Below are 23,602 nucleotides of genomic sequence, written 5' to 3'. Positions count from 1 at the left end.
ACCGCTGCTGTCCGCACCGCCGCCGCCGCCGTCGGCTTCCGCCCCGGGCGAGTCGGTCGGGGGTTCGGCGCTGGCGGTTTCCGCAGTGGCGGGTTCGGCGCTCGTGTCCGACTGGTCGTCCTCGCCGTCGACGTCGTCCGCCGGCTCTGCTTCCGTCGTCGCTTCCCCCGCTTCGGTCTCGCCGCCGGCGTAGTCGTCCAGCGCCTGCTGGTCGCCGCCGAGGTCGGTCTCGAGTTCGTCTGCCACGTCCTTCAGCGACCGCAGTTCGTCCTCCATCTCCTGTTCGCGGCGCCGCGAGATCCAGAAGTACGCCTCGTCGCGGGTGTCCTCGGCCATCAACACGATCACGCGCCCCTCGGTCTGGCGGCCCGTCCGGCCCTTCCGCTGGACCGAGCGGATGGCGGTCGGCACCGGTTCGAAGAACAACACCAGGTCGACCTCGGGGACGTCCAGACCCTCCTCGGCGACGCTCGTCGACACCAGCACCTCGAACTCGCCGTCGCGGAACTCCTCGAGGGTCTCGCGTTGCTCCGTCTGGGTCATCCCGTCGCTGCCGTCGGCGTCCCCCTGCCCGACGAACCGCCGCGTGTCGAAGTGGCCGCCGAGGAACTCCGTCAACGCCTCCGCTGTGTCCCGGGACTCGGTGAACACGATGACGCGCTCGCCGCCCTTGATGCCGAGCGTCTCCGCCAGCAGCATGCGCGCGCGCCGGAACTTCGGGTGGAGGCCGTCGAAGTCGTCGGCCTTCCGCATCGCCTCCTTGACCTTGGGTTCGGAGACGAGGCGCTGGCTGGCCTTCGAGGCGCCCGAGGAGTTGGCGGCGTTGCGCTGGCGCTCGAAGTACCGTCGCACGGACTCCACGCTCTGGGTCTCGACGAGCTCGACGGCGCGCCGTAGCTTCATCACCTCGGCGTGCACCGACATCCCCTGGTAGCCCTCGCTCTGGTCGTTGTCGATGAGCTCCTGGAGCTTCGCTCGGATCTTGTTCAGGTCCTTCTGGGAGACGTCCGGGCTCGACACGCGCGTCACGCCGAGTTCGCGGAGTTTCTCCAGGCGGTCCTCGATGACCTCGTTGATCGCGTCCCGCACCGCGATGATCTCGTCGGGGAGTTCGATGCGCTCCCACTGGACGTCCGTGTCGTACGTGTGCTCGCCGACGTCGGCGTCGTCCTCGGTCATCACCTCGACGTTCGACACGCCGAGGTTCTCGCAGACCGTCCGGATGTCCTCCTCGTTGCCGCCCGGGGACGCCGACATCGCCGTCACGAGGGGGTTCGCGGCGTCGGCGTGGTAGCGCTCCGCGATGTACGTGTACGCGTAGTCGCCGGTCGCGCGGTGGCACTCGTCGAACGTGCAGTGGACGACGTCCCGCAGGCTCACGCGCCCGCCCACGAGGTCGTTCTCCACGACCTGCGGCGTTGCCACGACCACGCGCGCGTCGTTCCACATCTCGGCGCGGTCCTCCGGCCGCGTCTCACCCGTGAACACGACGATTTCGTCGTCGGGAATCGTCAACGCCTCCCGGTAGAACGCGGCGTGCTGTTCGACTAGCGGCTTCGTCGGCGCGAGCAGCAGCGACTTCCCGCCCGCGTCGTCGGCCAGCCGGTACGCCGTCACCAGCAGGCTCACCGTCGTCTTCCCCAGCCCGGTCGGCAGGCAGACGAGCGTGTGCGCACCGCGGGCGGCCGCCGCCAGCTTGAGCTGGTACTGTCGGGCCTCGATGACGCCGTCTGTCAGCATCGGGTGGTCGACGTGCGCGGACTCCGGCATTCGCACCGAGGTACGTCGCTCTCGCGGTTAAGGGTTCGCGTATCGGGGTGAAAGTGAACGTTCGTGGTCGCTGTCTCCTGTGGTTGTTCCCGTCGAAAGCGTGCCGGGGCTTCCAGCCCCACCCGTTACCGGGTGAGTGCTCTGGCGGGGGCGCGACCGCCGAGCGGATACAGCGTCAAAACAGGAGCCCCCCGGACTCAGCCGAGCGTCGTGACCAGCCACATCGCCGCGGCGGCGCCGAGGGGAATCGTCGCGTTGTCGTCGATGACGTACCCCCTGATGATGGGCGTGGCGCCGTCCGCGATTGTCGCAGCGAGCGCGCCCGCGGCGGCCGCGCCCGGGGGGACGTCCAGCAGGGTCGCGATGGCCAGACAGACGCCGAACGTCGCGACCAGCACCCAGGTTCGTTTCCGGCCGAGGCCGCCCTTCGAGAGGTAGCCGCTGAACGGGTCCGCGAGCGCCAGCATCAACACCGCGGGCACGGCTATCGCGGGGTCGAACACCCACACGGTTGCGGCGTACGAGAGCACGTACAGCGCGTACCCCGCGGGGTTGTTCTGCTCGTACTCGCGGGTGAGGCGGTCGTAGATCCACCACGACACGTACCCGGACAGCCGCAGCGCTTCGAGCACGACGACGACCACGCTGCACGCGACGAGCAACCACTGCACCGCCGCCCACGGCACGACGTCCGCGACGTACGCCAGTGGCGGGATGGCGCCGCTCGCGTGGACGAGCCGTCGGCTGAGTTCGCTCACAGGTCCTCGAAGTCGCGGTCGCCCCCGGTGAGCGAAGGCAGCACGTCCGCGAGGTCGTCGACGTCGACGCGGACCTGGTCGGTGGAGTCGCGGTCCCGCAGCGTCACCGTGTCGTCCTCGAGGGACTCGTAGTCGACGGTGACGCAGTACGGCGTCCCGACCTCGTCCTGGCGGCGGTACCGCCGGCCGATGTTCCCGGAGTCGTCGTACGTCACCGAGAGGCCGGCCTCGCGGAGGTCAGCCGCGACGTCCTGCGCGCGCTCGCCGAGGCCGTCCTTGTCCATCAGCGGGAACACGCCGACGGTAGTGGGTGCGACTTCCGGCGGCAGGCGGAGGACGCTGCGCGTCTCGCCCTCGACTTCGTCCTCGTGGTAGTTGTGCGCGAGCACCGTGTAGACGGCGCGTCCGACGCCGAACGCCGGTTCGACGACGTGGGGCACGACGTGGCGGCCGGACTCCGTGACTTCCTCCACCGAGAACCCCGTCTTCTCGGTCGGGACGGTGTACTCCTCGCCCTCGACCTCGACGGTCACCTGGTCTTCTCGCGGCGTCTCGCCGCTCGAACTGTCCGCGGAGCGTTGCTCCGCGCTCCCGTCGAACGCCGCCCGGTCGCGCTCGGCCAGCGCTTCGAGGGCGTCGGCGACGTCGGCCGCGTCGCCGCCGAACTCCGGCCCGAGGTACGACATGTCGGGGTCGACGGTCGCGCGCTCGACGGTTTTCGGTTCGTCGTACTGCTTGAACACGGTGAACGTGTCGTCGGCGTGCTCGGCGTGCTTCGAGAGGTCGTAGTCCGTCCGCGACGCGACGCCCTCCAGTTCCACCCAGCCGCCGTCGATCTCGCTCTCGGCGTCCCAGCAGTCCGACGCGTAGTGCGCGAGTTCGCCGGGCAGGTGCTGGCGGAACCGGAACCGCTCCATGTCCACGCCCACGCGCTCGAACCACTCCTTGGAGCGCGCGAGGAAGTACGCCACCCACTCGCCGCGCACGACGCCCTCCTCGAGGGCTTCCCGTGGCGTGAGGTGCACGTACTCCTCGCCGTCGGCCGCCTGGGCGTCCGCCGGGTACAGCGGCAGGTCGACGTCCGCCACGCGGTCGAGGTCCGGGCCCTCGCCCTCGGGGTCGACGAAGTACTCCAGTTCCGCCATCGTGAACTCGCGAGCGCGCACGAGCGCGTTCCGCGGGCTGATCTCGTTGCGGTAACCCGCGCCGATCTGCGCGACGCCGAACGGCAACTGCTCGCGGGCGTACTCCTTGAGGCGCGGGAACTCCGTGAACATCCCCTGGGCGGTCTCCGGGCGCAGGTAGCCGGGCTGGCCCGACCCCGGGCCGATGGTCGTGTCGAACATCAGGTTGAACTCCTCGACCGGCTGGCCGGCCAGCGGGGCGCCACACGACGGACACGCCAGGTCGTGGTCGGCGATGATGTCCGCGACCTTCTCCGTGGGGTAGGTCTCGGCGTCCTCGATGTCCGTCTCGTCCTCGACGACGTGGTCGGCGCGGTGGCTCTCGCCGCACTCCGCGCACTCCACGAGCATGTCGTCGAAGCCGTCGAGGTGGCCCGACGCAACGAACACGGGCTCGGGGGTCACGGTCGGCGAGTCGATCTCCATGTTCCCCTCGCGGGTGACGAAGCGGTCCCGCCACGCGTCCTCGACGTTGCGCTTCAGCGCAGCGCCCTCCGGCCCGTACGTGTAGAACCCGGAGACGCCGCCGTAGGCCTCGTTCGCCTGGAAGAAGAAGCCGCGTCGGCGCGCGAGTTCCCGCAGCTGTTCAGTCATCGATGAGCCCTGCCAGCAGGTCGACGTCCCGCACGATGCCGACGAGGCTGTCGCCGGACACCAGCGGCACCTGTTCGACGTCGTTGGTGAGCATCGTCTGTGCGACCTCGCGGGCGTTCCGGCGACCAGTCACCGACACCACGTCGCTGGTCATGAACTCCCGCACGGGCGCAGCCGGAATCTCGACGTTCCGCGTCGGCAGGTACCGCGATCCGATCGCCTTGATGGACTCCCACTTCCAGTCGTCGTCGTCGTCCGCGATGGAGTCTCCGGTCTCGTCCTCGCCCTCGACGACCCGCGCCACCTCGATGATGTCGACCTCGGTGAGCACGCCGTCCATGTCGCCGTCGTCGCCGAGAACGAGCGCGTACGGTACGTTCGCGTACGAGATCTCTCGTTCCGCGACCGTCAGCGGCGCTCCCGCCCAGACCGTGTTGACGTCCGCTCTCGCGAGCTGGTCGACGTCCGTGTCGCCGTCCTTCTCGCCGTCTGCGATGGCGCGCACCACGTCGGTCACGGTGATGATGCCCTCGAGGCGGCCGTCCTCGACGACCGGGACGCGGCGGGTTCCCCCCTCGAGCATCAGCCTGGTGACGTCCTTGACGGAGGCGTCCGTCGTCGTCGTCGGTACGTCCCGCATCAGCATCGCGAGCTGGTCCTCCTCGGGGTGTTCGATGAGGTCGTCCCGCGAGATGAGTCCGCGGTACTGTTCGCCGTCGGCGGACGGTTTCACAACGGGTACAGAGGAGAACGCCCGCTCCTGGATGTACTCGAGAATGTCGTCCCGCGTCCCCGGCAGTTCTACCGACACCACGTCTGCACGGGGCGTCATCGCGTCAGCGACGTTCATGTACCCCGATTACTTTCCCCACGCATTTGTAGGCTACGACACCGCGTTATCGGCTCACAGGCCTCAAATGTGCTTTACCTGTGCGGGGTCGTCGGGCAGCTCGTCGGCTCGCGGGAAGAACTTCCGGTACCCCTCGTGGTGGAACGCGCCGTACCGCGTCCCGTCCAGCGTGCGGACGTACGTGTACATCTCGCCCTCTTCGCGGGCAGCGTACGCGCACATGGTTTCGTCCCGTAGCGGGTACGCGCCCGCCAGCAGGATCGTGCGCTCGGCGTCGGGGTCGTTCAGTTCGAGGACGACGAACGCGTCCGAGGCCGCCTCCCCGCGATAGATGTCGTACTCGGGGTAGTCGCCCGCCTCGAAGGCCGCCTGGAACTCCTCGACGTGGTTGTCCGCGATGACGAACTCCATGCCGTACTCGCCGTCCGGGTCGTTCGTGTCCCGGCCGATTGGGCCGGCGTCAACGGCGGCGATGGCGGTCACGTCCGTCCCGTCCTCGCGGTGTTTCTCGGCGAGGGCGTCGAGGTCGTCGAGGGTCTGCTGCCAGGCGTCTTTCTTCAATTGCGAGTTGGCGGCGTACTGCTCGGCTCGCTCCTCAGTGTCGCGTGCGGCCTCCTCCTCCGGCGGGAGTTCTTCGTCGCTCCCGGTGTCGCTGAGGTCGTCTTCCATACTACCGCGTTGTCCACTCTCACTCAAGAGCCTTCTGTAGCCGACCGCTCGAAAGCGGGTCCAGCCGTCTCTGGAGGCGCCTGCTCCCCGGCACGTCAAGACGTAACCGACCCCGGCCCCGGAGGCGACCGGTGCGTCGGCAGCGCGAGCGGCGATCCGAACGCTATCGTCGCAAAACGGTGGGGCGGGACGCGTACCGTGAACGCGCGAGTCCGCTCCTTACGGGCCGACGCCGAACGCCTGCTCGAGGACGATGGACGTCGCCAGCATCACGACGGCCGCGAAGAACACTCGCGCACCGGTGGAGAGGCGTTCTTCGTCCGGGAGCTGGCGGAAGCGTGCCGGCGGCAGGCGCTGGGCGAGCCGCTGGAACTTCGTGTCCGGGCGCTTCGACGGCGAGTCCACCAGGGCGTCGAACATCTTCGACTCCTTCTGTTCCTTCCAGGCGGCCTTCGGCCACAGCATCACCGTCCCGTACCCGAACGCCAGCCACCCGAACACGAACAGGCCGTACTTCACGGCGGGCGCCACCGCCGACCCGACCGCGAGGCCGACGACGGCCGACACGCCGGCGAACAGGACCGTCGTGGCGACTGCGTACGACACCGCGTCGAACAGCTGCCCGACCCTGTCGGGGTCGGTCTCCGTGGCGCCCGACGTCCCGGACTGACTCCGCGGGTCCGGCATCCCCACGGAGTCGGATTCGTCGGGTTCGTCCGGTGCCGAGGGGTCGAGCATCGTCAGCGCTCGTAGCCGTGGCTCTCGATGTAGTCGAGGGTTCCCTCGTGCTCGTCGCGGTGCCGGTGGCAGTGGCTCGTCCGGCCGGTGTCACCGACGGGGAGGTTCTCCGGGACCTCCTGTTCGCAGACGCTGCCGAACTCCGTCTCGAGTTCCTCCTGGGCGGACTGCAGGTCGTCGCGCCGGACGTGCTCGACTGCGCTGTCGATGTGCTGCTGGACGTCACTCGGGACGTCGAGTTCGCCGAAGGACTCCTCGAGGACCTCCTCGATGTCCATCCCGCGCGTCTCCAGGCCGAGCAGGTCGCGGAGGCGCTGCCGGACGCTCTTGGAGAGGTCGCCGCGGTCCCGCAGCACCGCCCGGAAGATCTCGATGCCCTCCCAGACGTCGTCGTCGAGGTCCTCGTACTGCTCGGGGCGGATCTTCAACGGACACCGCGTGCTGAACACGCACCCGGATGGCGGGTCGCGGGGGCTCGGCGGCGTCCCGCGCAGCGTCATCCGGCTCTTCTCGAGGGTCGGGTCCGGTTCGGGAATCGCGGACAACAGCGAGTTCGTGTACGGGTTCGCGGGCTCGTCGAAGATGGCGTCCGTCGGCCCGAGCTCCATGATGTTCCCGAGGTACATCACCGCCACGCGGTCGCAGATGTGCTCGACGACCGAGAGGTCGTGGGCGATGATGAGGTAGGTCAGTCCGAACTCCTCCTGGAGGTCGTTCAGGAGGTTCAGGATCTTCGCCTGCACGGAGACGTCCAGCGCGGACACCGGCTCGTCCAGCACGAGGAAGTCCGGCTCGAGCGCGAGCGCGCGGGCGATGCCGACGCGCTGGCGCTGCCCGCCGGAGAACTGGAACGGGTACCGGTAGTAGTGGTCCTCCTTCAGGCCGACGATGTCCAGTAGTTCGCGGGCGCGCTGGCGGCGCTCCGTCGGCGTCTTCCAGTTGTGGACGTTCAGCGGCTCCTTGATGATCTCGCCGACCGTCATCCGGTCGTTGAGGCTGCCGTCCGGGTCCTGGAACACCATCTGGACGTTCTGGCGCCACTCCTTGAGTTCCTTGCCGGACAGCGTCGTGATGTCGGTGCCGTCGTAGCGGACTTCCCCTGCAGTAGCGGACTCCAGTTGCATCAGCGTCCGCCCGAGCGTGGACTTCCCGCAGCCGGACTCGCCGACCAGACCGAGGGTCTCGCCGCGGTGGATGTCGAAGCTCACGCCGTCGACTGCCTTCACCGGGTTGCCGCCGAGCAGACCGCCCTCGGACCCGTAGTAGGTCTTCAGGTCGTCGACTTCCACGAGCACTTCGCCAGTCGGTTCGGCTACGACGCCGTCTCGGCTTTCCTGGTAGAGAGACATTACTCAGACACCTCCGACCCAGCCTGCTCGTCGCGGGACTGGTGTAGCTTCACGGCCTCGTTCTGCGGGACGTCCTCGGGGTACAGCAGGCAGGCTGCCTGATGGTCCGGGGTCTGTTCGTCCACGTCGACCTGCACCGGGTGCACCTGCTCGCAGTCGTCGAAGGCCTTCGGGCACCGCGGCGCGAACCGGCAGTACGTCGCGGGCTCGTTCGGCGTCGGCACCTCGCCCTCGATGGTCGCGAGGTCCGTCCCGCGTTCGTTCCGACTCGGGATGCTCTCGAGCAGCCCCTCCGTGTAGGGGTGTTTCGGGTTCGCGAACAGCTCCTCGACGGGCGCGGACTCGACCATCTCGCCCGCGTACATCACGTTCACGCGGTCGCTGATCTCGGCGATGACGCCCATGTCGTGGGTGATGAACATGATGCCGAGGTCGCGTTCGGTCTTCAGGTTCTCGAGCAGTTCGAGAATCTGCGCCTGGATGGTCACGTCCAGGGCCGTCGTCGGCTCGTCGCAGATGAGCAGGTCGGGGTCGCAGGCCAGCGCCACGGCGATGACCGCGCGCTGGCGCATCCCACCGGAGAACTGGTGGGGGTACTCTTTGAGCCGTCGCGGCGCGTCCGGGATGCCGACGTCCTCGAGGAGGTTGATCGCCTCCTGCGTGGCTTCCCGGCCGCGCATGCCCTGGTGGAGTCGCAGCGACTCCTTGATCTGGTTCCCGATGGTGTAGACGGGGTTCAGCGACGACAGCGGGTCCTGGAACACCATCGCGATCTCGCCGCCGCGGTACTGGCGCCACTGCTCGTCGGACTTCCCGACGAGGTCTTCGCCCTTGTACCGGATCGACCCGCCGACGATGCGGCCTGGCGTCTCCACCAGCCCCATGATGGAGCGGGCGGTCACGGACTTCCCGGAGCCGGACTCGCCGACGATGCCGACTGATTCGCCGCGGTCGATCGCGAAGCTCACGCCGTCGACGGCGCGAATCGTCTCCTTGTCGGTGAAGAACGCTGTCTGGAGGTTGTCGACCTCCAGCAGGACTTGCTGGCCGGTGCGCTGGTCGTCTGCGTACTCGGGCTGGCTCATCAGCCACCACCCCCGGCGGCAGCGGCTTCACCAGCCGCGTCGTCGCCGCCGGTCTTCGGGTCGATGGCGTCGCGGATGCCGTCGCCGAGCGCATTGAAGCCGAGCACGAGCGCGCTGATCATCAGGCCCGGGATGATGGAGATGTGCCAGGACTGGGTGGTGACCAGTGACTGGCCGGCGGCGATGAGCCGCCCCATCTCCGGGGTCGGCGCGGTGACGCCGAGTCCCAGGAACGCCAGACCAGCAGCGCCGATGATGTACCCGCCCAGGGACATCGAGAGGTAGATGAGCAGGTAGCCGATGACGTACGGTGCCACGTGTTTCTTCACGATGCGCCACGGGCGCTCACCGAACCCTTTCGAGGCCATGACCCACTCGTTCTCGACGATCTGGAACGCTGGGCCACGCACGGCGCGCCACAGCCCCATCCACCCCCATATGCCGAACAGGAAGGCGATGATGAACCCGCCGCTGTAGATGTTCGCGACCCAGTGGTCCGCAAGCACGGTCACGAGCATGATCAGCACCAGCAGCCGGGGCATCGCCATGAACGCGTCGCTGGCGACGACTGTCGCGAGGTCGACGATGCCCTTGTAGTAGGCGGTCAGCAGCGCCAGCGACAGCGCGATGCCGCCTGCCAGCGCGGACGCGAAGACGCCGATGAAGAGGGATATCCGCGCTCCGTACGCGGTGAGGGTGAACATGTCCTTGCCATTGGTGAACGTCCCTGTCGGGTGGAACCTGTCGTACTCGTCGTACGACCAGAGGCCGAAGTTCCGCTGCACGCCCTTAGAGGACGACAGCAGGTTCGCCTGCCCGACGGACGTTTCCATCACCTGGCCGGCGTCGTCGTTGTAGTACTCGATGTTGTGGCTGTACGGGTCCATGATGTTCTGCTCCTGGGTCGTCGGGCTGATGGTCGGCGCAAACATCGCCATGACCACGAACGCCATCACGAGCACCAGGCCGAATTTGCCCCAGTTGTGGCCGCGGAACCGGTCGATCATGTCGTCGGCGGGCGTCCAGTCGGCGTAGCGGTAGTGGCGACGGAACACCATGTAGCCGCGCCAGACCCAGTAGAACGTGAACATCGCGTACGCGTACACGACGGCGACGCGAATCACCCAGGCGTAGGCGGGTTCCAGGCCGAGGAACGTCCCCTCCCAGCCGCCGCCGGGAACGCGGTGGCCCTGGTTGGGAATCCACTCGCGTGAGAGCAGCGTCGGGAGGTCGGCCAGCCACGCGCCGGCGTCCGCGAAGACGGACGCGATGCCGGCGACTGCGCCGCCGATGGCGCCCGGGAGGACGCCCGTGAGGAGGCCCATTGGCGTGTCCCACGGCAGGGCCATGATGCCCCCCCAGAGGGCGCCGAATTCGACGATGACGAGGACGGCCATCACTGCAGCCCAGCGGGCGGCCGGCGCGGGATTCTCTCGAATCCGTCGAGCGATACTGTCGCTTTTCGTATCTTCGATAGCCATTGTCAGTTACTCTCGAATCCGACTCGGGGGTCGATGATGGTGTACAGGAAGTCCTGGAGGATGTTCAGGCCAACCAGCAGTAGGATGAACAGGAACATGAGCGCTGCGGCCAGCGGCAGGTCGCCGGACGTCATCGCGGTGAAGAACAGCCACCCGATGCCGTTGATGCCGAAGACAGTCTCGACCAGCACCGACCCGCCGACGAGGACGCCCGCTTCTGCCGTGATGACGGGGACCAGCGGGATGAGCGCGTTCCTGAAGATGTGCTTCCAGACGATGCTGCGGCCGGGGAGCCCTTTCGCGCGAGCCATCTCCACGTAGTTCGAGTTCCGCGCCTCGAGGAACGCCGTGCGGCCGATGCGCATCTCGTTGCCCATCGATGCCGAGCCCAGCACCATCGCGCCGGGGATGACGACTTTCGAGGCCCGCAGGAAGTTCTCGAAATTCCAAATGTTCTCCATGTCCGGCGCGCCCGCGACGGGCGTGCTGTAGATGAACGACTCCCAACTGAAGCCGAAGAGGAACTCCTCGGACCGCGAGAGTACCAGCAACAGTAGGACTGCCAGCCAGAAGTTCGGCATCGCACGCCAGATGATGCCGCCGAAGGAGGCGGTGTAGTCACCGAGCGTGTTGGGGTTGAGTCCGGCGTAGAACCCCAGGGGAATCCCGACGAACAGCGGGAGAATCACTGCCCACGCGCCCATCAGCACCGTCCGCGGGGCGAAGTCCATGATGACCTCGTAGGCGGTGAGGTCGGGCCGTATCACCCACGAGTTCCCGAGATTGAAGGTGAACATGTCGACGATGTAGTCGAAGTACATCTCCCACATCGGCTGGTTCATTCCCAGCTGCCGGTGGATGTCCGCGACCTTGTCGGGGGTTGCTTGCGAACCCAGGATGGCGTATGCGGGGTCGATCGGGCCGGCGTAGATGACGAAGAACGTGATCGTCGTCCCGAACAGTATCACTGGGATCGACAGTACGAGTCGTTTCGCGAAGTAGCTCCACCGGCTCATAATTGGGGGCCTCGAGTTGTGTTACTCGGTTGCATCTGTCGGTTGGTCGGTTTTAGGTCTTGCGTTTCGCGGAGTCCGCGTATTTGGAGGGTACAGTACGTAAACACGGCCGTTCTGTATTCAAAAAATACAGGGCGGTTCGACCGACTACGGGGCGAATTACTCGTGTTCGCCGCGGTCGCCGACCTTGATCGTGTGGTTCATCTGACGCGAGCCGCCCATCGCACCGGAGCGCGGCTTGGTGACCCACGGGTAGCTCATGCCCTGATCGACGCTGTGCATGAACGGCAGCATCACGGCGTCTTTCATGGCGGCTTCCTCGATCTTCCAGCCACCCTCGGCGCGAGCTTCGACGTCGGACTCGGAGAGGCCGTAGTTGTCGACGATCTGCTGCCAGCCCTCTTCTGCCTGGCCAGCGAAGTCGCCGTTGTCCTCCGTCCAGTTGACGTAGCCGACGTTGTCGTCCTTGTCGGTGATCGTCGCCGGCGGGTTGAGGAGCTTGAGGAAGTTGTCCAGGCCGGGGTAGTCAGCGAGCCACCCGAGCATGAACATGCCGACGTTCCCGCTGCGCGCGCGGTTCAGGAACGTACTCCAGTCGGCCGTGTTGAGTTCCATCTCGATGTGCGCGGTCGTCAGCTGGTCGCGCAGCAGCGAGAAGAGGTCCTCGCCGACGTACGACGCGTAGCCGTTGGACATGTCGAAGGACAGCGAGTACGTGTTGTCCGCGCTGTAGCCGGCGTCCTCCATGACCTGCTTCGCCGCCTGGAGGTCGGAACTCTGGTAGCCGTACTTGTAGTCCTGCTGGCGCTCGGTGTAGGCGTCCGGGCCGCCCGGGAAGATGCCCGGCGGCGTGAAGAAGTACGCCTGCTTCGCGGGACCTGCGATGAGTTCGTCGGTGATGATCTGCTGGTTCATCGCGTAGCCGACTGCCTCGCGGACCGGCTTCGGGACCTGCTTGCAGTTGAACGCGACGTACCGGCAGTCGAGCGTGGAGACCTCGTAGTAGTCTGCGGTGAGGCCGTTCTCCTCGAACGGACCGTACGAGCCGTAGCGGCGGCCACGGTCGTCGGTGCCGTCGAAGCTCCGGAGTTCGGGGTTGTACTTGTCGTCCGGCACGACGGGGAAGTCGGCGTTGACGTTGACCGTCGCGTACGTGTACGCCGGGTTGGTCTCCTGGAAGATCGTGTAGTGGAGCGCGGCGTTCGTCGGCTCTTCGCCGTGGTAGTCGTCGCGGGAGGTCAGGCGGACTTCGGTCGCCTGCTCCCAGCTGTCGAGTTCGTAGGGGCCCGCACCGACCGGGTTGGTCGTCGCGAACTCCTGGTAGTCCATCTGGCCGTCGTAGCCTTCGATGTCGCCGACGATGCCCTCGGGAACCGGGACGAACGAGGAGTACGCGATCATCGCCGTCGCGGCGTAGAACGCCTGACGGAGGTTGATCTCGACGGTGTAGTCGTCGACCGCGTTGACGTCGATGGACCCGGGGACGTACCGTTCGACTTCTTCGCCTTCCGAGTTGGTCTCGGTCTCGGTCTCGTGGACGACGCCGAGGTCGTCGAGCAGGAACGAGGCTCGCCGCGAGTTCTCGGAGGCCGCGAGGCGCTCCCAGGAGTACACGATGTCGCCTGCGGTGACTTCGTCACCGTTGTTGTACGTTGCGCCCTGCTTGAGCGAGAACGTCAGCGTCGTCTGGTCGTCGCTGACGTCGAGGCTCTCGGCGAGGAGGTTCTCGACGTTGGTCTGGCCGTCCGGGTAGTTGGTCAGGCCGTCGAAGATGTTCTGGATCTTCGCACCCGAGGAAGTGTCCGTCGCCTTGACGGGGTCGAGGGTGTCCATCGTGGAACCAGTGAGACGGACTTCCTTGCTCGGGTCGTAGTCCATCTCGGTCGTCTCTTCTGTCGTGGTGTCTCCGCCACCACCACTGTCTTCCGTGGTCGATTCTTCGGTCGTCTCTTCGTCGTCGCCGTCGCCGTCGCCACCGGTACAGCCAGCCAGGGCGGCTGCGGTTGCAGCGGCACCGGTTCCTTGCAGGAACGTCGACGGGAAAGGTTGTCAGTGTCTGTCATCCAACCCTGGATTACTAATCTATAGTGATAAACTTACCGCTTCCACGAATGGGGACGGAATAAATTTCCGGCAGTGACAGCCCACAGTTTGGGGCTCTGGCCCCCTACCATCCCTCGTCCCCCTGAGCGCGCCGAATTCCGGCGCTCACACCCGTTACGCCCGCACTTTCGCCAGCTCTGTAGCCACACCATACTCGCCGCTCACGTAGTTCTGTCAATCCGACGCTCTTAAGTACTGGGTGTGACGTTGTATCACATGTCATGACGACTGATGCCGCGCAACCGACGTCGAATGCTTCCGGGACCGACGTGATGGCCTCACTGGACGACGACGGCCCAGAGTCCCGACTCGTAATCGCGGACATCTCCCGCGACGAAGCATGGGTGTCGGTCACGGAAGCAGACGCCACAGCGCTGTCCGCGTGGCGCTGACTCCGGCGCGGCGTCGCCGGCTCCGTCGACTGCTGGACGGGTAGACGACAGGACTTTTGCTCACCCGCGTCCTTGACGACTCCATGAACGTCCGCGAAGTCACCGGTGGTCGAGAGTTCGTAGTCCGACTCGACCACGGCGCCGACTGGCGGGAGGAACTCGAGGCACTGGCCGCCGAGGAGGACCTGGCGGCCGCGTGGTTCCTCGGCATGGGCGCCGTCCAGGACGCGGAACTGTGGTACTACGACCAGGACGACTTCGAGTACAAGTCCGCGCGCTTCGAGGAACCCCTGGAGGTCGCTGGGTGCGTCGGAAACATCTCGCTGCTGGACGGCGAGCCGTTCGCGCACACACACGCGACACTATCTAGACGCTCGGGGCAGGCGCTGGCCGGCCACCTCGACCGCGCGACCGTGTTCGCGGGTGAGGTGTACGTCCGCGAACTCGACACGAGTCTCGTGCGCGAACACGACGAGGCGACCGACCTCGACCTCTGGCTGTAATGCGGCCCGAAGACGAAGCCTACTTCGAGTCCCTGGAAGCCGGTCTCGACGACGCCTTCGACGTCGCGGAGCGCGCGAAGCGCCGCGGTGAGGACCCCGTCCCGGAGGTCGAGATTCCGGTTGCCGTCGACATGGCAGACCGCGTGGAGAACATCCTCGGCATCGACGGAGTCGCCGACCGCGTCCGCGAACTCGAGGGCGAGGGCTCCCGCGAAGCGGCCGCTCTGGAACTCGTCGAAGACTTCGTCGAGGGGTCGGTCGGCGACTACGAGACCAAAGCCGGGAAAGTCGAGGGCGCGGTCCGGACGGCCGTCGCGCTCCTCACCGAGGGGGTCGTCGCCGCCCCCATCGAGGGAATCGACCGCGTCGAGGTCAACACCAACGACGACGGCACGGAGTACGTCGCCGTCTACTACGCCGGCCCCATCCGCTCGGCGGGCGGCACGGCGCAGGCGCTGTCAGTGCTCGTCGCCGACTACGCCCGGTCGCTGCTAGGCATCGACGAGTTCAAGCCCCGAGACGACGAGATCGAGCGGTACGCCGAGGAGGTCGCCCTGTACGACTCCGAGACCGGCCTCCAGTACTCGCCGAAGGACAAGGAGACGAAGTTCATCACAGAGCACTGCCCCGTGATGCTCGACGGGGAGGCCACCGGCAACGAGGAGGTCGACGGGTTCCGCGACCTCGAACGCATCGCGACGAACTCCCCCCGCGGCGGGATGTGCCTGGTGCTCGCGGAGGGCATCGCGCTGAAAGCGCCGAAGATCCAGCGCTACACCCGCGACCTCGAGGAGGTCGCGTGGCCGTGGCTCCAGGACCTCATCGACGGCACCATCGGCGAGGACGACGACGGCGAGGCCGACGAAGCGGCGGCGTCGGACGCCGAGAGCGCCGAAGCCGCAAGCGACGCCGAGACCGATGCCGCGGACGCCGAGGACGACCCCGAGCCCGACGGCCCGCCACGCGTCGACCCCTCGAACAAGTTCCTCAGAGACCTCATCGCCGGCCGCCCGGTCTTCGGCCACCCCTCGAAGGAGGGCGGATTCCGCCTCCGGTACGGGCGCTCGCGGAACCACGGGTTCGCCACCGCTGGCATCCACCCCGCGACGATGCACCTCGTCGACGACTTCCTCGCGACAGGCACCCAGATCAAGACCGAGCGCCCCGGCAAGGCCGCGGGCATCGTCCCCGTCGACTCCATCGAGGGCCCCACCGTGAAACTCGCGAACGGCGACGTCCGCCGCATCGACGACCCCGAGGAGGCCCTCGAAGTCCGCAACGGGGTCGTGGAGATTCTGGACGTCGGGGAGTACCTCGTCAACTACGGCGAGTTCGTTGAGAACAACCACCCGCTGGCGCCGGCGTCGTACGCCCCCGAGTGGTGGATCCAGGACTTCGAGGCGGCGGGCGCGGACGTCCAGGCCCTCGAGGACTCCCCGTACGTCGACCTCGAATCGCCGGACGCCGACCAGGCCATCGAGTGGGCGACCGACTACGACGCCCCGCTGCACCCGAAATACACGTACCTCTGGCACGACGTCGACGTCGCGGCTTTCGACGCGCTCGCCGACGCAGTCACCGACGGTCGCGTCGAGGCAGCGGCGCCGGACGCCGCCGGAGCGAGCAACGCTGCGGACGATGTCCTCGTCGTCGACCACACCGACGCCGTCCGCGACGCCCTCGAGTCGCTGCTCGTCGAACACCGCCAGCACGACGACCAGATCCGGATTCCGGACTGGCGGCCGTTCGCGCGCTGCCTCGGCGTCGACGACGACCTTGAACGGACGTGGGACGCCCTCGGCGACGACGCCCGCGAATGGCCCAACGCCGTCGCCGCCGTCAACGACGTCGCCCCTTCGAGGTCCGCGAGCGCGCGCCGACCCGCGTCGGCAACCGCATGGGCCGCCCGGAGAAGTCCGAATCCCGCGACCTCTCCCCCGCCGTCCACACCCTCTTCCCCATCGGGGAGGCCGGCGGCAGCCAGCGCGACGTCAGCGAGGCCGCCCGCCACGCCCCCGACATGAGCGACACCCCCGGCGAAATCGACGTGCAGCTCGGCGTCCGCGAGTGCCCCGAGTGCGGCGACCACATGTTCGAACCGCGCTGCGGGGACTGCGGCGAGTGGACCGACCCCCACTACGAGTGCCCGGACTGCGGCATCAGCGCCGACCCCGACGAGTCCGGCCGCGTCGAGTGCCCGCGCTGCGAGCGCGACCTCGACAACGTCGAGACCCAGACCGTCGACGTCGGCGCCGAGTACCGGGACGCCCTCCAGGCGGTCGGCGAACGCGAGAACGCCTTCGACGTCCTGAAAGGCGTCCAGGGGCTGATGTCCGCGGAGAAAGTCCCCGAACAGATGGAGAAGGGCGTGCTCCGCGCGAAACACGGCGTCACGTCGTTCAAGGACGGCACCGTCCGCTACGACATGACCGACCTCCCGGTCACGTCCGTCAAACCCAGCGAACTCGACGTCACCGTCGACCACTTCCGGGAACTCGGCTACACCGAGGACGTCCACGGCGACCGCCTCGAACACGACGACCAGCTCGTCGAACTCCGCGTGCAGGACGTCGTGCTCTCGGACGGCGCCGCCGAACACATGCTCAAGACCGCGGACTTCGTCGACGACCTCCTCACCCAGTACTACGGCCTCGACCCGTTCTACGACGTCGACGAACGCGACGACCTCGTCGGCGAACTCGTCTTCGGGATGGCGCCCCACACCTCCGCGGCCGTCGTTGGCAGAATTATCGGCTTCACGTCTGCAGCAGTCGGCTACGCACATCCTTATTTTCACGCAGCGAAACGCCGAAACTGCGACGGGGACGAAGATTGCGTGATGTTGCTGATGGACGGCCTCATCAACTTCTCGAAGTCGTACCTGCCGGACAAGCGCGGCGGCCGGATGGACGCGCCGCTGGTGATGTCCTCGCGCATCGACCCCAGCGAGATCGACGACGAGGCGCACAACATGGACGTCGTCGACCAGTACCCGCGGGCGTTCTACGAGGCGACCCGCGAAATGGCCGACCCCGAAGCGGTCGAGGAGCTCGTGGAGATCGCCGAGGAGAGCCTCGGAACGGACACCGAGTACGCGGGCTTCGACCACACCCACGACACGTCGGACATCCACCTGGGTCCGAGCCTGTCGGCGTACAAGACTCTCGGGTCGATGATGGAGAAGATGGACGCCCAGCTGGAGCTCGCGCGGAAACTCCGCGCAGTCGACGAGACGGACGTCGCCGAGCGGGTCATCGAGTACCACTTCCTCCCGGACCTCATCGGGAACCTCCGGGCGTTCAGCCGCCAGGAGACGCGGTGCCTGGACTGCGGGGAGAAGTACCGACGGATGCCGCTCTCGGGGGACTGCCGGGAGTGCGGCGGGCGCGTGAACCTCACCGTCCACGAGGGCTCCGTGAACAAGTACATGGACACCGCCATCACCGTCGCCGAGGAGTACGACTGCCGCGAGTACACGAAACAGCGCCTGGAGGTCCTGGAGGCGAAACTCGAGTCGATCTTCGAGAACGACAAGAACAAGCAGAGCGGCATCGCGGACTTCATGTGAGCGCGTGGCGGTGCTGCTGGCGTCGCCGCTTGGTTTCCCGGCGCTCGCGGTGACCAGGCGGGCACGTGCATTATGGTGGTTTGCGACGAATGTCACACGCGAGCCATGACAGCGACTGTCTTCCTCGACGAACCCATCGCGGACGGCGAGCACCGCCTGGACTGCGAGGACGTCCGTGTCATCGGGAACCTGCTGTGGGCGACACCGGCGGGCGGGGGCCGCGAGACCGTCGTCCCGCTGGAGAACGTCACGGGCGTGACCGGGGACGCGGTCGAGCAGGAGGTCGAAGAAATCGAAACCACGGGCGGCCTGTTCACGGAACTCGTCACCGACATCACGTGACCGTGACGCGGCGGATCGCGTCCGGCCCCCAGCCCTGCCGCGCTCGGCGGCGGCGATGTCTTTTATGCTGCGCCGCGTCGAAGGACGACCTATGAGCGACGACCCGCCGAACGTGGCGCTCGGGCGCACCGTCTACGACGCGAACGGCGAGGAACTCGGCACCGTCCGCGGGTTCGACGAGGACGGGTTCTTCGTGACCACCCGGGATGGCATCGACGCGCTCTCCATCGAGCACGAGCGTGCGGGCCACGAGTTCGGGGAAGCCGAACTGATGTGGCGGTGCTCGGAGTGCGGGGAACTCGGCGACCTCCGGGAGTCGTTCCCGGAGACGTGCCCGAGTTGCGGCGTCGAGAAGGAAGCCCTCTACTACTGGACCGAGGACTGACGGCAGCCCCGCGGTTTCGTCACTCGGCGTTCGCGCCGCTGTCTGGGTAGACGACGCCGATTGCTATCGCTCGGCACCACTTCGACCGGAGAGAAAGGGCCGAGTGGCCGTTAGAAGGGGGCCTGCGGGCCTTCGTCGTCCTCGCCGTCGTCGTCGGCGGACTCCTCACCGGGGAACGACGGGCTCATGCCGCTCGTGTCCTCGCCCATGCCGGTGCCGGCGTGGACGGTGTTGACCTCGGGAATCTCCTTGGTCATTCGGGACTTGATCGCCTGGATCGTCATCGGGGAGATGCCGCAGCCCGAACACGCGCCGCCGAGCTGGAGGTCCACGACGCCCTCCTCGCGGTCGATGTTCTGGATGGCCGCCGTCCCGCCGTGCATCTGGATCTGGGGGAAGTTCCGACGGAGGAAGTTGTTGACGCGCTCCTCCAGGTCGTCGCTTTCCTGACTCTCGGTACTCATGGACGTTGGTTGGCGCTCACGTGGCTTAGGCCTTTTCGTCGTCCACGCCGAAGATGTCCCGGAGTTGCGCCTGTAGCTCCTCGACGTAGATGTCCAGCACCTGTTCGGCGGTGTCGTCGGTGGCGATGACGCCGTCGAGCTTCGACAGCGGGTCCCCGGGCAGGTCGATGGTGAACTCGCCGTCGCCCTCGTAGTGCGGTTCGCTCTCGGCGAGAATCGTCTGGTCGATGCCGTGGACGAGGTCGGAGTTGTACGTCTCGTTCATCTCCTCGAACGCGCGCTTGTACGCGGTCTGGAGCTTCGGGAAGTAGTCGACGTACTTCTGTTCCTCGAACTCCTCGGGCGTGAGGTCGGTCATTGTCTCGACGTTGGACGCGACTGATTGAAGTGCCCGTCGGTCGATAAAGCCGGCCGCCCCTGCGGCCCTGGGGGTGTGTCCGCGAGCGGGTACTCCGGGCCGGACACCGCCTGCAGCGGCCCGCCGGCGTCTCACTCGACGAGCGCGCCGGCGACCGGGAAGCCGTCGGTCAGCGGCAACGCCACGGTCTCGGCGTCCACCGTCGACGCCCACGCCTCGTAGGCCGCGCGGTCCGGGAACGCCTTCACGTACGGACAGATCGCGCCGTACGCGTCACCGAGCGTGAGCCCCTCGCCCGACGGCGACGCCTCGGCCGCGACGCCGAACGACGTCACGGCATCCACGGGCGTAGCTTCGACGCCGTTCGGCGTCGCGCGCGCCGTGATCACGTCGCCATCGGGGCTCTCGGTCCGGACGTCGACCGGTTCGTCCTCGATGGACGCGAGCGCGACGGCGTCGTAGAAACACTGGAAGTGGTAGGTGTCCCCGTTCATCGTCGCGCGGTGGGGCGTTTCGCTGTCCGCATGGCAGAGTTCAGCCACCCCGATGCTCCCGCCGGTCAGTTCGCGCAGTCTGTCGACCCAACCGTCGAGCGTCTCGACGTCCTCGCCGAGGAACGCACCCATCGCCGCCTGGAACTCCGCCGGGAGGGCCGCGTCCATGACGTCACTGTCACCGAGCCAGCGGGGGTCGTTCGATTCCACAGCTCCGCGCACGTCGGTCGTCTGGTCGGACATGCGACTATACTTTAGGAAGCAAAGTACTTGTACTGTCGAGTCCGAAGTAACGAACCAACTTCGAGTGCTCGAAGCCATGTCACGACAACCGCGAGCCGACGAGATGGAGTGTTACTGCCAACTGGAGGGCGTCGTGGACCTCCTCAGTCGGAAGTACGCGATGCAGGTGGTTTGCGCTGTCGGCCTCCTCGGCCCGGTCAGGTACGGCGAACTCGAGGACGCGTTCGGCGAGGTCAGCAGTTCGACGCTGTCCGCGCGTCTCGAGGACCTCACCGACGCGGGCCTGCTCGTCCGCGAGCGCTACGACGAGATCCCGCCCCGGGTCGAGTACGAACTCACTGACGAGGGCGAGGCGCTCCGCGAACACCTCGACCCGCTCCTCCGGTGGGCCGAATCACGCGACCTGGAGTGACGGTTCGTCCGCAGTCAGCGGATGGATCGGCCGCCAGCGTCGTCGTTCTCACGTCCTGGGCCCGATTTCGAACTGCTGAGCGCTGCTGCTACACATCGAACGTACTGAGGCTCCTCTCGATTGCTTGGCTGGCCGGACAAATTCTATATCGTGGCATATAGTTTATTGTAGGGGTGCATTCTCAGTCGGCCAGGATACGGAGAAACCGAGCTAACGGCCGAAATATAGCCGCAACGACGCTGAAGCGGCAACTCTCCGAAATTCAGTGGGCGGGAAATCAGTCAGCAAGCAGTAGCGGCCCTACAACTCGGATTGAGCGATTTCGCTCCGGGGCGATCTCGTTCCTGTCTCCGCGATGACTTCGTTCGGCAGGTTCGACGCCCGGGGGCCATCCTTCCCAATCCCGCGCCCTCCTTCGATAGACTCGATGTTGGTTTACGGAACGAGGGTTCGTTGCGCCCCATCGACTCTACGGGGACGTCCCAACCGTCCAGATGTCGAGATTCGGGCCGGCAAAACGGGCTTCGTCGCTGGGTCTGCCTGGTGTTGCAGCATCGAGGGGGAGGCCGTTGCGCCGACAGGTGAGATGCCGGGGTTCGCGTTCGAGTTTCGGTATTGTCTGCTGGCTGCCCGTGTGGAGTTGGCTCGCCCCCGGGGGCCGTACCTGGTAGCCGTTTGCCGGCCGGTTGTTTTCGGTGGCTGGTGGGTGGTCGATTACCGAGCTGCTTCGCCACGTGGTGGTGGGCGTGTCGAAATCGACTACGTACTGGCTCCGGGTCGCGTTCGATTTCGCGCTGGCCGCGAAACCGCTGCTACTTCGGGATCTCGGCCCCGTTTCCCCGAGACTTCGTTCGCGAAATACGGAAACGAAGGTGCTGGGCATCGTTGGTGCTGATTACGGGGTTCTGGCGAAGAGTGGGACAACCATCCGCCTGAGTTCAATAAACTACATGCTACGATATAGAATTCTGCCCTCGTGGTGGGGTCGACGCATTACCGTATGTCGTCTGAGACTACCGAAAACAGCCGATAGCGTGCTTCGAACCTTGCCAACCCCCTCCAAATGATCGGTTCGTTCCACCGGCCTCAGGCGTGAACTGGTGATTCGCGGGACCGACGCGGCGGCTTCCGCGGCGCAAACACTCTTGGGGCTCGCCGCCCGTCGGTCAGAAGTCCCCCGATGTCAGAGACGCCGCCAGTCTTCGACGGCCACAACGACGCGGTACTCGCGGTGTACCGCGGCGAGACGACAGTCGACGCGCTCCGCGACGGCCGCGACGACGGCCACCTCGACCTGCCGCGAGCGAGGGCGGGCGGGCTAGCCGGCGGCGTGTTCGCGGTCTTCGTGCCGTCGGAACCGCAGTTCGGGGCGGGCAAGGACGCCAATCGCGTCGAGACGCCGAACGGCTACCGGATTCGGTCACCGCCGCCGCTCGCGCCGTCGTTTGCCGCGCAGGCCGCCGACGAGATGCTCGCCGCGCTCGACGAACTCACTGCCGCCGACGGCGTCCGGCGCGTCGAATCCGCGGCCGATCTGCGGGCGTGCCTCGACGGCGACGACTTCGGCGTCACCGTCCACTTCGAGGGCGCCGAACCGGTCCACCCGTCGCTGTCGAACTTCGCGGATTACTACGACCGCGGCCTGCGGTCGCTGGGGCTGGCGTGGAGTCGCCCGACTGCGTTTGCAGACGGCGTGCCGTTCGCCTACCCGGAGTCGCCGGACATCGGCGACGGCCTCACCGACCGGGGTCACCGCCTCGTGCGCCGGTGCAACGACCGCGGCGTCCTCGTGGACTGCGCGCACCTCCCGGAAGCCGGTTCTGGGACGTCCACGACACCTCCCGGGATCCGCTGGTCGTCTCACACGCGGGTGCCCACGAACAGTGTCCGTCGACGCGCAACCTCACCGACGAGCAACTCGACGCCGTCGCCGACACGAACGGCCTCGTCGGGCTGACGTTCGCGGCGGGCGCACTCCGCGCGGACGGCGCCAACGACCCCGACACTGACCTCGATGTCGTCGTGCGGCACATCGACCACCTCGTCGACCGCATGGGCGTCGACCACGTGGCGCTCGGCTCGGACTTCGACGGCGCGACCATCCCGGACAGCATCGGCGACGCGACCGGCGTCCCGGGCATCTTCGACGCGCTCCGCGAGGCCGGCTACTCTGAGCGCGACCTGGCGAAACTCGCCCACGAGAACTGGCTGCGCGTCTGCGAAGCCACCTGGTAGCCGGCCTGCGCGGTTCTCGCGGGCCGCTCAGTCGGTCTGGTCGCGGACGATTGCGGCGGCCTCCTCGAGGAACTCCTGTTCGCGACCACTGGGAACGGTCGCGCCCGCCGCGACGACGTGGCCGCCGCCGTCGCCGTCGACCGCCTGCGAGGCCTCACTCATGACGACCGAGAGGTCGAGGCCGCGGTCCACGAGTTTCGACGTGGCGCGTGCCGAGACCTTGACCTCCTCGTCGCTCTTGGTCCCGAAGCCGATAATCGGGCGGTCGCTCTCGGTGGCGTCGCTGCCCAGCGCCATCCCCGCGACGATGCCGACGATGGTCTCCCGGATGCGGTCCTCCGCGTGGAACCACTGGAGGTCGTCCTCGACGGTGACGCCCTCGGTCCGCACCCAGTCGAGGCCCTCCGAGAGGTTGCGGCGGTGCTCGCGGAGGAGTTCCCGGGCGGCGTCCAGGGGGTCGCCGCGCTCGCCGAGACACACCGCGAGGCCGACGTCGGCGCGCTCGTAGCGCGCCGTGGCGTTCAGCAGCGTGGAGAACTCGCTGGCGTCCCGGAGTTCGGTCCCGGGCTCCTCGGCCGTCAGCGTGTACGTCGTCCCGACGAGGTTCGT

At 67.1% G+C, this 23,602-nt stretch carries 21 protein-coding genes and 2 pseudogenes; 8 read left to right on the top strand and 15 right to left on the bottom strand.

Translation table 11 applies throughout. The features are described 5' to 3' along the window. From GRX66_RS05755 to GRX66_RS05705, 11 genes are all read right to left on the bottom strand, one after another. Positions 1-1,770: DEAD/DEAH box helicase (locus tag GRX66_RS05755; protein ID WP_159525686.1), on the bottom strand; the 1,770-nt coding region annotated here is incomplete at its 3' end. Between the two features lie 197 nt (positions 1,771-1,967). Beyond that, positions 1,968-2,528, bottom strand: a complete 561-nt coding sequence (locus tag GRX66_RS05750; protein ID WP_325063976.1) for a dolichol kinase — start codon at positions 2,526-2,528, stop codon at positions 1,968-1,970. After that, positions 2,525-4,306, bottom strand: a complete 1,782-nt coding sequence (gene glyS, locus GRX66_RS05745; RefSeq protein WP_159525685.1) for a glycine--tRNA ligase — start codon at positions 4,304-4,306, stop codon at positions 2,525-2,527. Before glyS ends, GRX66_RS05750 begins: the two co-directional genes overlap by 4 nt. Then, complete coding sequence (locus GRX66_RS05740; protein ID WP_159525684.1) at positions 4,299-5,156, bottom strand: CBS domain-containing protein; 858 nt, start codon at positions 5,154-5,156, stop codon at positions 4,299-4,301. The genes glyS and GRX66_RS05740 overlap by 8 nt, the downstream gene beginning before the upstream one ends. A gap of 63 nt (positions 5,157-5,219) precedes the next feature. Next, positions 5,220-5,825: a DUF7529 family protein gene (locus GRX66_RS05735; RefSeq protein ID WP_159525683.1), complete on the bottom strand. Its 606-nt coding sequence runs from the start codon at positions 5,823-5,825 to the stop codon at positions 5,220-5,222. Between the two features lie 219 nt (positions 5,826-6,044). After that, positions 6,045-6,563, bottom strand: coding sequence for a DUF7555 family protein (locus tag GRX66_RS05730; RefSeq protein ID WP_159525682.1), 519 nt, complete (start codon positions 6,561-6,563; stop codon positions 6,045-6,047). A gap of 2 nt (positions 6,564-6,565) precedes the next feature. After that, positions 6,566-7,912: an ABC transporter ATP-binding protein gene (locus tag GRX66_RS05725; protein ID WP_159525681.1), complete on the bottom strand. Its 1,347-nt coding sequence runs from the start codon at positions 7,910-7,912 to the stop codon at positions 6,566-6,568. Beyond that, a complete protein-coding gene (locus GRX66_RS05720) occupies positions 7,912-8,997 on the bottom strand; it encodes an ABC transporter ATP-binding protein (RefSeq protein ID WP_159525680.1) in 1,086 nt (361 codons plus the stop codon). The genes GRX66_RS05725 and GRX66_RS05720 overlap by 1 nt, the downstream gene beginning before the upstream one ends. Beyond that, positions 8,997-10,478 carry an ABC transporter permease gene (locus GRX66_RS05715; protein WP_159525679.1) on the bottom strand — a complete coding sequence of 494 codons (1,482 nt, stop codon included), beginning with the start codon at positions 10,476-10,478 and terminating at the stop codon, positions 8,997-8,999. The genes GRX66_RS05720 and GRX66_RS05715 overlap by 1 nt, the downstream gene beginning before the upstream one ends. Before the next feature lie 2 nt (positions 10,479-10,480). After that, complete coding sequence (locus tag GRX66_RS05710; RefSeq protein WP_159525678.1) at positions 10,481-11,494, bottom strand: ABC transporter permease; 1,014 nt, start codon at positions 11,492-11,494, stop codon at positions 10,481-10,483. 159 nt (positions 11,495-11,653) lie between these two features. Further along, positions 11,654-13,372: an ABC transporter substrate-binding protein gene (locus GRX66_RS05705; protein ID WP_159525677.1), complete on the bottom strand. Its 1,719-nt coding sequence runs from the start codon at positions 13,370-13,372 to the stop codon at positions 11,654-11,656. 446 nt (positions 13,373-13,818) lie between these two features. Here GRX66_RS05705 and GRX66_RS19485 point away from each other — a divergent pair, with 446 nt between their 5' ends. The 6 genes and pseudogenes from GRX66_RS19485 to GRX66_RS05685 all read left to right on the top strand — a co-directional run bounded on the left by GRX66_RS19485 (position 13,819) and on the right by GRX66_RS05685 (position 18,787). Further along, positions 13,819-13,989 carry a DUF7556 family protein gene (locus GRX66_RS19485; RefSeq protein ID WP_201292937.1) on the top strand — a complete coding sequence of 57 codons (171 nt, stop codon included), beginning with the start codon at positions 13,819-13,821 and terminating at the stop codon, positions 13,987-13,989. Positions 13,990-14,072: 83 nt separating this feature from the next. Next, the gene (locus tag GRX66_RS05700; RefSeq protein WP_159525676.1) at positions 14,073-14,492 is read left to right on the top strand and encodes a PPC domain-containing DNA-binding protein; all 420 of its coding nucleotides are present in this window, start codon (positions 14,073-14,075) and stop codon (positions 14,490-14,492) included. After that, the gene (locus tag GRX66_RS20915) at positions 14,492-16,516 is read left to right on the top strand and encodes a hypothetical protein (protein ID WP_449271462.1); all 2,025 of its coding nucleotides are present in this window, start codon (positions 14,492-14,494) and stop codon (positions 16,514-16,516) included. The genes GRX66_RS05700 and GRX66_RS20915 overlap by 1 nt, the downstream gene beginning before the upstream one ends. Further along, positions 16,402-18,060 (top strand): annotated as a pseudogene (gene polC / locus GRX66_RS20910) (DNA polymerase II large subunit); the annotation flags it as partial. The gene GRX66_RS20915 and the pseudogene polC, both read left to right, overlap by 115 nt. A 105-nt stretch (positions 18,061-18,165) precedes the next feature. Beyond that, positions 18,166-18,402 carry a hypothetical protein gene (locus GRX66_RS05690; protein ID WP_159525675.1) on the top strand — a complete coding sequence of 79 codons (237 nt, stop codon included), beginning with the start codon at positions 18,166-18,168 and terminating at the stop codon, positions 18,400-18,402. Between the two features lie 91 nt (positions 18,403-18,493). Beyond that, the gene (locus tag GRX66_RS05685; protein ID WP_159525674.1) at positions 18,494-18,787 is read left to right on the top strand and encodes a DUF7130 family rubredoxin-like protein; all 294 of its coding nucleotides are present in this window, start codon (positions 18,494-18,496) and stop codon (positions 18,785-18,787) included. 110 nt (positions 18,788-18,897) lie between these two features. Here the strand turns inward: GRX66_RS05685 and GRX66_RS05680 are convergent, their stop codons facing one another. The 3 genes from GRX66_RS05680 to merB form a co-directional block, all read right to left on the bottom strand. Further along, entirely contained in the window at positions 18,898-19,251 is a 354-nt protein-coding gene (locus tag GRX66_RS05680; protein WP_159525673.1) for a NifU family protein, read from the bottom strand. A gap of 25 nt (positions 19,252-19,276) precedes the next feature. Next, the gene (locus GRX66_RS05675; protein WP_159525672.1) at positions 19,277-19,609 is read right to left on the bottom strand and encodes a DUF5783 family protein; all 333 of its coding nucleotides are present in this window, start codon (positions 19,607-19,609) and stop codon (positions 19,277-19,279) included. A gap of 131 nt (positions 19,610-19,740) precedes the next feature. Continuing rightward, the gene (gene merB / locus GRX66_RS05670) at positions 19,741-20,346 is read right to left on the bottom strand and encodes an organomercurial lyase (RefSeq protein WP_159525671.1); all 606 of its coding nucleotides are present in this window, start codon (positions 20,344-20,346) and stop codon (positions 19,741-19,743) included. A 76-nt stretch (positions 20,347-20,422) separates the two neighbouring features. On the opposite strand from merB, the gene GRX66_RS05665 reads away from it, so the two are divergent. Both GRX66_RS05665 and GRX66_RS05660 read left to right on the top strand, forming a co-directional pair. After that, the gene (locus GRX66_RS05665) at positions 20,423-20,758 is read left to right on the top strand and encodes a winged helix-turn-helix transcriptional regulator (protein WP_201292936.1); all 336 of its coding nucleotides are present in this window, start codon (positions 20,423-20,425) and stop codon (positions 20,756-20,758) included. Positions 20,759-21,938: 1,180 nt separating this feature from the next. After that, positions 21,939-22,993 (top strand): annotated as a pseudogene (locus GRX66_RS05660) (dipeptidase). A gap of 27 nt (positions 22,994-23,020) precedes the next feature. On the opposite strand, the gene GRX66_RS05655 reads toward GRX66_RS05660, so the two are convergent. Continuing rightward, a partial coding sequence (locus GRX66_RS05655) for a DHH family phosphoesterase (RefSeq protein ID WP_201292934.1) occupies positions 23,021-23,602 on the bottom strand: 582 nt, incomplete at its 5' end.

Origin of the sequence: Halobacterium bonnevillei (assembly GCF_009831555.1) — an archaeon.
Classification (GTDB): domain Archaea; phylum Halobacteriota; class Halobacteria; order Halobacteriales; family Halobacteriaceae; genus Halobacterium; species Halobacterium bonnevillei.
The sequence above is the reverse complement of the archived record's forward strand: the minus strand, read 5'-3'. Positions and strand labels throughout refer to the sequence as shown.